12 protein-coding genes are annotated in these 10,355 nt (G+C 41.7%); 1 reads left to right on the plus strand and 11 read right to left on the minus strand.

Annotated elements, in window-relative coordinates; all coding sequences use genetic code 11:
• Window positions 1-121: 121 nt before the first annotated feature.
• The 11 genes from KKC91_08660 to KKC91_08710 all read right to left on the minus strand — a co-directional run bounded on the left by KKC91_08660 (window position 122) and on the right by KKC91_08710 (window position 9,646).
• The gene (locus KKC91_08660) at window positions 122-301 is read right to left on the minus strand and encodes a hypothetical protein (protein ID MBU0478623.1); all 180 of its coding nucleotides are present in this window, start codon (window positions 299-301) and stop codon (window positions 122-124) included.
• A complete protein-coding gene (locus KKC91_08665; protein MBU0478624.1) occupies window positions 301-1,071 on the minus strand; it encodes a Stp1/IreP family PP2C-type Ser/Thr phosphatase in 771 nt (256 codons plus the stop codon). Before KKC91_08665 ends, KKC91_08660 begins: the two co-directional genes overlap by 1 nt.
• A 78-nt stretch (window positions 1,072-1,149) precedes the next feature.
• Window positions 1,150-2,580 (minus strand): acyl--CoA ligase, encoded by a 1,431-nt coding sequence (locus KKC91_08670; GenBank protein MBU0478625.1) that lies wholly within the window; start codon window positions 2,578-2,580, stop codon window positions 1,150-1,152.
• Window positions 2,577-3,878 (minus strand): FAD-dependent oxidoreductase, encoded by a 1,302-nt coding sequence (locus tag KKC91_08675; protein MBU0478626.1) that lies wholly within the window; start codon window positions 3,876-3,878, stop codon window positions 2,577-2,579. Before KKC91_08675 ends, KKC91_08670 begins: the two co-directional genes overlap by 4 nt.
• Window positions 3,875-5,200 carry a hypothetical protein gene (locus KKC91_08680; GenBank protein MBU0478627.1) on the minus strand — a complete coding sequence of 442 codons (1,326 nt, stop codon included), beginning with the start codon at window positions 5,198-5,200 and terminating at the stop codon, window positions 3,875-3,877. Before KKC91_08680 ends, KKC91_08675 begins: the two co-directional genes overlap by 4 nt.
• Window position 5,201: 1 nt before the next feature.
• Entirely contained in the window at window positions 5,202-5,447 is a 246-nt protein-coding gene (locus tag KKC91_08685; GenBank protein MBU0478628.1) for an acyl carrier protein, read from the minus strand.
• Entirely contained in the window at window positions 5,444-6,481 is a 1,038-nt protein-coding gene (locus KKC91_08690; GenBank protein ID MBU0478629.1) for a beta-ketoacyl synthase chain length factor, read from the minus strand. Before KKC91_08690 ends, KKC91_08685 begins: the two co-directional genes overlap by 4 nt.
• Window positions 6,478-7,572, minus strand: a complete 1,095-nt coding sequence (locus KKC91_08695; GenBank protein ID MBU0478630.1) for a beta-ketoacyl-[acyl-carrier-protein] synthase family protein — start codon at window positions 7,570-7,572, stop codon at window positions 6,478-6,480. The genes KKC91_08690 and KKC91_08695 overlap by 4 nt, the downstream gene beginning before the upstream one ends.
• 179 nt (window positions 7,573-7,751) lie before the next feature.
• Window positions 7,752-8,033, minus strand: a complete 282-nt coding sequence (locus tag KKC91_08700; protein ID MBU0478631.1) for an acyl carrier protein — start codon at window positions 8,031-8,033, stop codon at window positions 7,752-7,754.
• A 111-nt stretch (window positions 8,034-8,144) separates the two neighbouring features.
• The gene (locus KKC91_08705) at window positions 8,145-8,711 is read right to left on the minus strand and encodes an acyloxyacyl hydrolase (protein ID MBU0478632.1); all 567 of its coding nucleotides are present in this window, start codon (window positions 8,709-8,711) and stop codon (window positions 8,145-8,147) included.
• Entirely contained in the window at window positions 8,708-9,646 is a 939-nt protein-coding gene (locus KKC91_08710) for a lysophospholipid acyltransferase family protein (GenBank protein MBU0478633.1), read from the minus strand. The genes KKC91_08705 and KKC91_08710 overlap by 4 nt, the downstream gene beginning before the upstream one ends.
• 237 nt (window positions 9,647-9,883) lie before the next feature.
• Between KKC91_08710 and KKC91_08715 the strand changes: the two genes are divergently transcribed.
• Complete coding sequence (locus KKC91_08715) at window positions 9,884-10,240, plus strand: family 43 glycosylhydrolase (protein MBU0478634.1); 357 nt, start codon at window positions 9,884-9,886, stop codon at window positions 10,238-10,240.
• The last annotated feature ends 115 nt before the right edge of the window (window positions 10,241-10,355 follow it).

Below are 10,355 nucleotides of genomic sequence, written 5' to 3' on the forward strand. Positions count from 1 at the left end.
AATTTCTTCTGAAATTCTCTCCAAATCCTTTTTTCTGCTTTCAATGTGCATTTTTATCTTTTTTTATTCTACTTCTCTTCTTCTATCTTTCTTTAATTTCCCATTTTGCAGGACTCTATCATTATGGAATAGGTAAACTAATAAGACTTGCGATTCTATTGTAATAAGCTTTTAGCGCCTTGCGAAACATCTCAAAACAACCTGCCAGACAGAGAACAGCTATTACTGTCACAAGAACATACTCCGTCATCGCTTGCCCTTTTTCGTCCGGTAATAAGTTTTTTAAACGCTTTATGGTCATTAATTCCTGCCCTGAGCTTTTACCAAAACAACCGTAATGTTATCAACCCCTCCAGCTTTATTAGCATAGTCTATCATTTCTTCTGCTGCTTTTGAAAGGTTCTCTATATGTTTTTTCATAATATCCTCCATTGTCTTTCTTTCCAGCATACCGCTCAGCCCATCGGAACATATGAGAAAAACATCTCCTGAAACAATATCCTCTTCCTGTAGATCAACCTTAACTTCTCTTTCACTACCCAGAGCCCGTGTAATAACATTTTTCCAGCGATGCTTTTTGGCTTCCTCTTTCGTTATTACATTCTCTTTAAGTTGCTCATTAACCCATGAATGATCCTCTGTAATCTGCTTCAGCCTTTCATTTCTCATTAAATACACCCTGCTGTCGCCTACATGCACAATATACCCTTTTGCCTCAGCAACGGATAACCCTGCTATAGTTGTTCCCATTCCTTTAAGTTTAGGGTTAGAAAATGACATCTCATATATTTTCTTATTAGCAATCCGTACTGCTGCAATGAGCTTATTAGCCTCGGGCGCCAGTTCTGGGTTCATCTCAAATGGCCAGGTAATATCATTGTCTTTGGCTGTGCGTTCAATAAAGGCCTTTATTAATTCAATAGATTTGCGGCTTGCTACATCACCTGCTGCATGCCCGCCCATACCATCAGCTACAAGATAAAGCCTCAGATCATCACCAACCAGAAAGCTATCTTCATTTAGCTTGCGTACTCTGCCTATATCTGATAAGCCGTATGCTCTGAACTTCATCTCTAATTTTACTCCTGTAACTGCCATACTAGTTGATTCTAATACTTTTTCTATGTCTTTGTCAATTTTTTATACCACCTAGCGCTTGAGCTTTCCGTTTGCTGTTTTGTCTAATCGGGCTACACATAGAAATTCTTTTGGAACCTTATATGAAGCTAATCTCTGATAGCAAAATTTGCGCACCTTATTGATATCAAAATCTGTTTTTGCTTTATTTTGCAGAACGATCCTTGCACAGGGAAGCTGCCCATACTGAGGATGGGTAATGCCATACACAAGAGACTCCTTGATGTCCAGATGCTGATTGAGAACTGATTCCACTTCATAGGGAAAGACTTTCATGCCGGCAAAATTAATGATATGTTTTTCTCTGCCAACAAGAAACAGAAAGCCTTCTTTATCAAGTCTAGCTAGATCCCCTGTCTTAAACCAGCCGTTATGCAATACCTGCTTTTTACTTTGCCATGGGGAAAAATATGCATCAAACATTCCTTTTCCTTTAAGATAAACTTCCCCAATCCCCTTAGCATCAGCATTTACTATTTTCACTTCGTAATCTGGTAGAATTTTGCCTACTGATTCCTGCTTCGTTTTATCTTTAGAACAATTGAGAAACGGCAGGCCTACTTCAATAATTCCATACGCTTCAGTCAGTTGGAAACCAAACTTTTTATGAAAATCATTCGCTATATCAACAGGCAGCTTTACTGCTGTACACACAGCCATACGGATACGACTTAACATATGGGAAGAAAGCATATCCGATTTTGTCAGCATATGATAATGGAAAGGGGAAGCGTATATAAATGTCCCTCTGTGGTTTTTTAATTCCTTAAGCAGTAATTCAGGGAATGCACGGCTGCAGAGAATAATTGTTGCTCCACGCCGCAGGAAAAGAAGAATCGTTACTACAAAATGAAAACTCATGGAAAGAACCCATATCACTATATCATTTGAAGTGATATTTAACCCTTTATCTGCAGCATTGGTTCTTTGAATAATGGCTTCATGGGAAATTACTACTCCTTTGCTTACTCCTGTTGTGCCTGATGAAAACCGGATAAAAGCAGGATTTAACGCATAATAATCCGCTGGAACCTGTTTCTGTGTTGCGCGCTGATATAGAAAAAACTTTCTTTCACACACACAATCAGAAAAAATTCGAAGGCTGCCATGTTTGATACACTTTCTTTTATCAGAGAGCAAAGCATTCACATCAATTCTTTCCAGTATATCATCAACTTCATATATGGATAACGACGTAGATACAGGAACAATAACTGCAGGTAAAGACAGTACAGCCAGACTAATAATAATATAATCAATACTGTCTTCACATAGTAATGCTACACGTTGAGCCGGCTGAACTCCATATGACTTTAATTCAGCTGCAGCTTTGTCCACAGCAGAAAACAGCTCACAATAAGAAATCTGTTTATCCCCGTTAATAACAGCAATTTTCTTCTGAAGCTTTTTTGTTTCGCTCTTTATTACATCTACAATATTCATAAGTCATCATCCCATATTTGCAATGGGGTGTCTTCGGTTCCCTCTGGGACAACAGGTGTTTCAGGATCGCTGCTGTCAAGATAGACGCCTTGTTGAATAAGCGATTTTCTCACTGCGGCAACATCAATATGCCTAGGTTGGATGTTTTGTCGTGCCGCCAGTGATGCTGCGACACCGGCAGCCTGCCCCGTGGCAAAGCATGGTACTATAAGACGCAAGGAGTTGTCGGCAAGATAGTCAGACGAAATACAACGTCCAGCAACAAGCAATCCGTCAACGTTCTTCGGAACAAGACATCGAAAAGGAATGTCATAGTTTAACCTTGCCGGATCGTAGAGTTTGTAGCCGAGAAGATACGAGCCCAATCGCGCAATTGAGTCTTCAAAATGTCGGCTTGATCTGAGGTCATCGTCGGTCAGAGTGTATTCCCCTCGGATACGACGGCTCTGCCGTACCCCAAACTGCGGCAGTGTCTCTTTGATGCGCGCATTCTCCCAACCGGGCAGATGAGTGCGCAGATAGTATAAGGAGCAAAAATAATCGCGGCGCATTTGTGTCTCTGCCTTACTAACTTCCTCAGCATCTGTCACATCAACCCCTTGTAGATACCGATGACGGTCCAGCATGACACCTCCGTTCAGCTTGCTGGCTTCTGCCACAACTTTCAGGAAGTGTTCAGGGGACTTCTTCTTAAACACCGCAACTTTTGCGCGGTCTATGCCATCAACTGTTACGCCCAGCGTCACATCGTGAGTATCACTGTCACACTTGCATCCTGCGCGAAACGCAACATCTGCGTCAGCAGTGCAGTCTATCACAACCTTGGCAAGAAGGGCCCTGCGGCCGCTCTTACTCTCGGTGAAGAAACCGCGAACGTATGCACCATCAGTGATTGGATCACACACCAACGTGTGCAGGAGCAACTCTGCTCCTGCTTCTTCCAGCATTTCTGCGGCCTGCCACTTAAAAACCTCTGGGTCAACCGCGTAATCGCCACAGCGATTTGGACCTTGAATTGCGTCAAATGTCTCCATTCGCTTCCTGATATCCAAAGCAATACCGCCAGCTTTGGGACGGACTCCATCCCCCATACCAAACACCCAGAGAACATGAGCGCCGGTAATCATCCCTCCAAGATATCCATATCGTTCAACGACGAGCGTTTTCGCTCCTTCGCGCGCGGCAGCAATACCGGCAGCAATACCGGCAGGACCGCCTCCAGCAACAAGCACGTCAACTGTTCTCTTAATTGGAATGCGATGTTGTGGTTCAACCTCAATATCGTTATTGTGCATCATAGATTCTGTTCCTCCTCTTTTGCCTCTCCTTCTAAGAGAGTGTGAGTTAATACTCCTAGTCCAGAACGCAAAGTATTTACAATCAAATCTATCTCATCCTTTTCCAACATCTCATCTAAATAGGAAAAGACCACATTCAGCTTACCCTGAAACTGGTTAAAGAATATTCCAAGCCCCGGAGGAATTGGAACTCTGGGCATATGGAAAATATTATGGATCTTTTTTCCCATAAACATCGGAGAATCGTATGCAGATTCACCAATATAGGAAAAACAAAAAGAAGAGATCTGCCCTTTCAATGGCAGTCGCATCAAATAGCTTAAAACAGGCAAAGGAGCGATTCGCATCAAAAGACTTGCTTTCTCAATATCCGCAGGTAAGTCTGCCTTTATCTGATCATAGATCTGCTGCTTAATCGATTGCAAAAGAACAGGAAAACTGTCAGCTTCATTTGCTTTCACTCGAAGTAGAAAAAAGGACATATGATTAAAGAAAACCTCTTGATGTACCTTTTCTACTGGACGCGTGTCAATAGACACAGGAATTATATAATCACCTGTGCGTATACCCCTTTTGAGAAAAATGCTGTGCAAAGCCTCCATGGAAATTGCTAATGCATACGGCATAAGCATTAAATAACCTGCTTTATTATATGCAGTTTCGATAATCGCAGATGTCTGGCGTTTATCAAGAGAGATTGTCTTAAATTTGAATATCTGATTATTAGACGCTGAGTCTAAGGGTAAAGCACGCGCTTTATTCTCTGATAATTGTACCAGCTTCCTATTTACACGCTTACCTGCTTCAAATTTTTCCTGCCACTTACATAGATGAGCTGGTTCTGTAAGAGAAATCCCCTGGGAATAATCCATATTCAAGAATGCTTCAGCTCCTCTGACGTCAAATAAACAATGGTCAAACACTACACCTAGAAAACTTGTTTTTCCTGTATGGACAAGATGAAATGCAAGATGTTCCCTGACACTGTTGAATGGCGTGTTTATTCCGTGCTCCAGTGTAGAGAGAACCTTGCTGAATGCCGCATTATCGTCAAGGTGATAGGTCCTAATATCTAGAGGCAGCATTTTATGTCTGGGATAAATCTTCCAGTACGGGGCAAGATTGTAATCCCGCATCGGTCTGCCATTTACAACCGGGAATTTTTTAATGAATTTGTTCAGGCATCCCCGAAGCATTGTCCCATCAAGTTTTCCTTCCAGGCGTAGGACAATCTGAAACGTATTCCCAGCAGCAGTTTTTCTTCTGATCATATAGTCAATTGTATGAATGATCCAGTCAATGCCGGTTAAATAGCGTTTCATACTAACTCATTCTGCTGATATATGACGCCAGCAAGTGGATAGTTTGAGAGTTTTCTCGTGTTAGGCCTGATTCCATTAACTTTAAATTAAATGTTTTTTCAATAAAGACGAGAAGCTCCACAAAACTAAATGAATCAACTCCTAGTGTATGAAGAGGAGCATTTGGTGAGATCGTTGAAGAATCTACAGCCAAGATTGTAGCAACCTCTTGAATCAGTGTTTCTTCGATATGTTTTAATCCTATCATTGTTTCAATCTGATCATTGCTTTCTCACGCCCACAATTATACCTAATACAATTAATTCCCTGTATTTGAGCAGGTTCAGTCTTTCTGCATATATTTATATTGTAGGGATTATGGCTAATTGGACATGCATAGTGTATCTGCTTTTTTAACATGAGGGCAGCAGCAGTACAATTAAAACTGGTTCCTGTCATCATACTGCCGAATATTGGCGAATACCCTGAGATGCAAACACCTGATTCTGCAGCCTTTTGATATTCTTTCTCGTCTCCTGCAATACCGTCAGCATCAAGAATGAGCATATCCGGTCTATTTTTTTCAATCTCTTTATCATTTAAAGAGACTGCTACTTTACAATATTTCTTATGAGATTTTTTCAGGGTCGTCAGAAAGAATACACTTCCTTCTCCTGGTACTGCTACAGGCGTTTTTGAGAAGTCAAATGGTTTGATTCTGCCATCTCCAGCAATTCGTAACTTTTGCCTGCAGATGTATTCCATAACTGTGCCGCATTCATCAACGCTTCCAACAAGAACATATTCACACCGTTCCTCATAAAGCCAGGCTCGCGCAAGGATAAGAGCCTGATGAAACGAAAATTCAAACTGAGTAAGTGTAATGGTTGGACCACGGCTATCCAACACAGATGTAATATAAGACGCTGCTGCATTATGGACAGAATGAGAAAATAGCGTTGGAGAAGCATTCCTATCACCATATTCAAGCATATCATCCAGAAAGCGGAATGTTGTTACATGCGGGCCAAATGCTGTTGAGACAATAATACCAAGAGAAGATTTCTTTTTATTAAGATTAATGCCACTATCCACTACAGCGTCACTGGCTGCTAATACTGCCATTTTACTGAATCTATCCGCACGACGTATCCCGCCCAAAATTCTTTTGTCTGTGATTGATTCTTCCTTCACATGATAACAGGAATCTTCAGGCTTTATCCATCCATGCCTCAATGCGTCATCATAGCGGTTAATTCCCCGTCCCCCGCTAAAAACAACACCTATTCCAAAAATATTCATGCTCCTCTCCCAATAACAATCGCAGCATTGTTGCCGCCAAAGGCAAGGGACGTAGAAAGGGCAAAAGATCCGTGTATGCTCGTCTTCTCTCTAACCGGCGTTATAGGTATTTCATCATCCTGATTTACAAAACCAGCGCTTGCAGGTATCCATCCTTCCAGAAGCGCAGCACCTGTAAAAACAGCTTCCAATCCTCCTGCGCCGCCAAGTGTATGCCCTGTAAATCCCTTTGTAGAAAGAACCTTAATATCCTTGCCAAAAACCCTTGATAGAACCATACCCTCAACTTTATCATTATCATGGGTTGCAGTGCCATGGGCATTAACAAAACAGACATCTTGAGAACTAATGTGCGATTCAGAAAGCGCTCTCTGAATCGCCGCTTCTAAACCTGTGCCATCAGGTCTTGGAGCAGTAAGATGATATGCATCTGCTGAAGCGCCGTATCCAGCAAGATACAATCTAGGGGCATTGCCCGAGGCATTGCCTCTCTTACGAGCACATGTTTCTCTCTCAAGCACAAGAATTCCAGCTCCTTCTCCTAAGTTTAATCCCTTACGACCTCTATCAAATGGAGCACATAATGATTCACTAACAATACCAAGTGCCCTAAAACCGCATATAGGAATACGGTTCAATTCGTCTGCACCACCAGCAATAGCGATATCACACTCTCCATTCCTTAACCAGGATAACGCTACTCCAATCGCATCAGCGCCCGAAGAACATGCATTCACCACAGTAACACGTGGACCTTTTGCTCCTATAGTATTTGCAACAGCTTGGGAAAGGTTCCCTTTTAAAAAGCGGTCAACAGAATCCATCGGTGCCTCTCCCGTACTCCGGTATGAACGATAGAATTCAACATCATTTAACTGGCTTGCCACAGTAGTTCCAAGACATACTCCTACACGAAAATGCTCAATGTCTTTTTTTAGTTCTGCATCATTTAGAGCTTCATCTACTGCACACAAAGCAAGATTTAAAGTGCTCATTCTGTGTTCAAAGACTGGTTTTTTATTTACTTGTCCGCGCTGAAATGTATCCAGTGTTTCTGCGAGATTTGCACCTGCGGCAGAAATCGCACCCATGCCTGTTATTACTATGTTTGTTTTCCCCATGAAACTCCTTTGAAAAAAAATCCGAAATCCTAAATCCGAAACCCGAAACAAATTCCAAATTTAAATCTTCTAAATTCAAAACATTGTTTTGAGCATTTGTATTTTGGTAATTAGATATTGTTTAGAATTTCGTATTTCGTGCTTCGAATTTATACTTTTGTATTCTCGTATATATATTGCGCCAGAGTATCAATCGAATAAAATATTTTTCTGCCCTGATCCATATCCTTAATTTCCAAACCGAAGTTTCGCTGCAGGAGCACAACAATCTCTACTGCATCTAAAGAATCCAGTCCAAGTCCCTCGCCAAACAGAACCTCGTCATCTTTAATATCTTCAGGTTTTACATTCTCTAATGATAGGCTGCTTACAAGCAGTTTCTTTAACTTGTTTCGTATTTCCTTCAATTCTTTTTGTTTCTGCTCTGCCATTTAAGTTTTCTCCTTGTTAAACACTGTTCAATAGAAAATATCATATCCTCTTATTGCTCTTTTTTCAAGGAACAATTCCAACACGGTATAAGAGTGGATTTTCGGCAACCATTAGAAGAGGAAACTGATTCCGATAATGATTTTGCTTGAATTAAGTGGTACGTTGGGCTGTTTCATGCCGGCGTTAGATATATGATGAAATCTATATTCCAATACAAATGAACGACCTTTTTTGGTCTTGTAACTAAGTCCCAGTCCTGCTTGATAATTCCCACAGATATTGGCGCCCATGCCAGGTATGTTTGCGTCTGTATAGACAGGGCCGCCGCCCACAAAGAAATATGGCATGTATCTTTGCGATGTCTTCAGTGTCCAGGATGAAAGAAAGTTCAAGCCAAAAATCTGGTCGTCATCAGAATTAATAAGATAAGACACAGGTAGTTCTATCAGAAAGTCATGTCTCCCGCGGTACCAGTCACGTCCAGTATCTTTGAGTTTTCGCCTATATCGCAGAATTACATCCACTGTCTCAACATGTTCACGAGTTTTGCCGAGTCCCGGATGCGTGGTACCGTAGCCGCTCAGCAACATCCATGATTCATCAGTTTGATCCGTATCGGCAAAGGCAACGTTAATTGCAACAACTGTGAACAGCAGCATCAGATAAATTAATTTCATGTCTTCATTTTGCCTGTGCTTTCTGTTTCTTCTTCCCACACATTAGAAAACAAAAAATACTGGTAAGGATGTTTGTGTGTATACGCTTCAAGCAACGCGGCAAATTCCTGAACCCATTGCTGGAGCTGCTGATGTTTATTCGTCCCATTCTCATAGCACGGATACAACACATTAGATACATCAACAACGTACTTATAAGTAGAGACTTTCTCTGACAATAGAATAACTACCGGACATTTTGTCGCTGCCGCAATTGTAAAGCCGCCGTATGGAAACCAGGCTTTCTCTCCAAGAAATGAAACTTCTACAGCTTTAAAACCATATCTACGGTCACCCATAATGGACACAATATGCTTTTCCTTTAACTTATTCATGATTTCAACAATTCCACCGAGGTCCTGTTCAGGAGAAATAATCTTGATATGGTTCTGTTCCCTGCTGATACGCAGTGAACTCTGCACTGCAGGGTTATCTTCCGGACGCATAACCAGATACACTGTTTTTCCCAGTTTTTTTAACGCTGTCATAGCGACCTGCCAGTTACCCACATGGGCAGTTAGCAAAATTATTCCATGAGGAGAATTCTGAATCAGGGACATCAATTGTTCATATCCATGTAACTGTATATCAAATATTTCCTGCTCTGAAACAATAGCGTATCGGTCAATAAGCTGTTTCCCCTGACTCACAAACAATCTATATACGTGTAAAAGTCTTCTTAGAAAAGCGGAGCACGGAAACCTTCTGTTAATATACGCCAAAGCTCCACAAACAGCTGCTTGGTCAAACAGCACATAATAGATACAGACAATATATAATAATCCATATGCTCCTCTTAACCCAAAGAGGTGCAGAGAAACCCTAAAAAACCAGAACCCAAGGGCATTCCCCCTTCTCTTTGCCTCAATTTTTCGAGATGCTTTAGCTTTTTTCATTTTTACCATCAACTTTTTTCGCGTTCAAGTCTGTTTTTTCTATGTAAAGATTATCAAGCGGGCTTTTGACCCCAAACTGATATAATAAGCATAACTACACAAAGTGGCAAAATCAAGCCTAAAACTCGTATTTTTGCACAAAAATCCTTTGACACATATAAAATTATTCGCTATCTTGGACACATAATAGAGGTAACTGTTCAATGATGTATGTTCGCACCATGAAATGAGGCCAGCATGACAGAAAGACGGTTAACCAACCCACTCATTGCCGGACCGGGCATGTCGGACCCGCACGCTCTGATCCTTGACGAGGTCTGTTATCTCTTCACTGGCCACGACGTCGGCTTTGGCGTAAATGACTGGGTGATGCCGGACTGGCGCATCTACCGTTCCGACGACCTGCGTACGTGGACCCATGTAGGGACAATCAGTCCCGGGGACAACTACATGGGCGATGGTCACACTTATTGCTGGGCCGGCGACATTGCGCAGCGAAACGGTCGTTACTACTGGTACTTCTCGAACGGCAACAAGGAGACTGGCGTTATGGTTGCGTCGACCCCAGAGGGCATACGTGTTAAGTTAAGCTAATAAGTTTTCTCGCCGATGTGGTTGACATCGGTGTTTTTTTGTGCCATTATACCGATAGCCGTAATAATGCTATCGGCATAGAAAGGAGACAGTTATGACGAAGGAGAACAGAAGG

This window comes from bacterium (assembly GCA_018812485.1).
Lineage (GTDB): Bacteria > JAHJDO01 > JAHJDO01 > JAHJDO01 > JAHJDO01 > JAHJDO01.

What these genes read in the sequence shown, in the direction of transcription:
- KKC91_08670 (MBU0478625.1), bottom strand. Translation starts at nt 2,580, where the DNA reads ATGAATATTGTAGATGTAATAAAGAGCGAAACAAAAAAGCTTCAGAAG.
- KKC91_08680 (MBU0478627.1), bottom strand. Translation starts at nt 5,200, where the DNA reads ATGAAACGCTATTTAACCGGCATTGACTGGATCATTCATACAATTGAC.
- KKC91_08665 (MBU0478624.1), bottom strand. Translation starts at nt 1,071, where the DNA reads ATGAAGTTCAGAGCATACGGCTTATCAGATATAGGCAGAGTACGCAAG.
- KKC91_08685 (MBU0478628.1), bottom strand. Translation starts at nt 5,447, where the DNA reads ATGATAGGATTAAAACATATCGAAGAAACACTGATTCAAGAGGTTGCT.
- KKC91_08705 (MBU0478632.1), bottom strand. Translation starts at nt 8,711, where the DNA reads ATGAAATTAATTTATCTGATGCTGCTGTTCACAGTTGTTGCAATTAAC.
- KKC91_08715 (MBU0478634.1), top strand. Translation starts at nt 9,884, where the DNA reads ATGACAGAAAGACGGTTAACCAACCCACTCATTGCCGGACCGGGCATG.
- KKC91_08690 (MBU0478629.1), bottom strand. Translation starts at nt 6,481, where the DNA reads ATGAATATTTTTGGAATAGGTGTTGTTTTTAGCGGGGGACGGGGAATT.
- KKC91_08660 (MBU0478623.1), bottom strand. Translation starts at nt 301, where the DNA reads ATGACCATAAAGCGTTTAAAAAACTTATTACCGGACGAAAAAGGGCAA.
- KKC91_08675 (MBU0478626.1), bottom strand. Translation starts at nt 3,878, where the DNA reads ATGATGCACAATAACGATATTGAGGTTGAACCACAACATCGCATTCCA.
- KKC91_08695 (MBU0478630.1), bottom strand. Translation starts at nt 7,572, where the DNA reads ATGGGTGCGATTTCTGCCGCAGGTGCAAATCTCGCAGAAACACTGGAT.
- KKC91_08700 (MBU0478631.1), bottom strand. Translation starts at nt 8,033, where the DNA reads ATGGCAGAGCAGAAACAAAAAGAATTGAAGGAAATACGAAACAAGTTA.
- KKC91_08710 (MBU0478633.1), bottom strand. Translation starts at nt 9,646, where the DNA reads ATGAAAAAAGCTAAAGCATCTCGAAAAATTGAGGCAAAGAGAAGGGGG.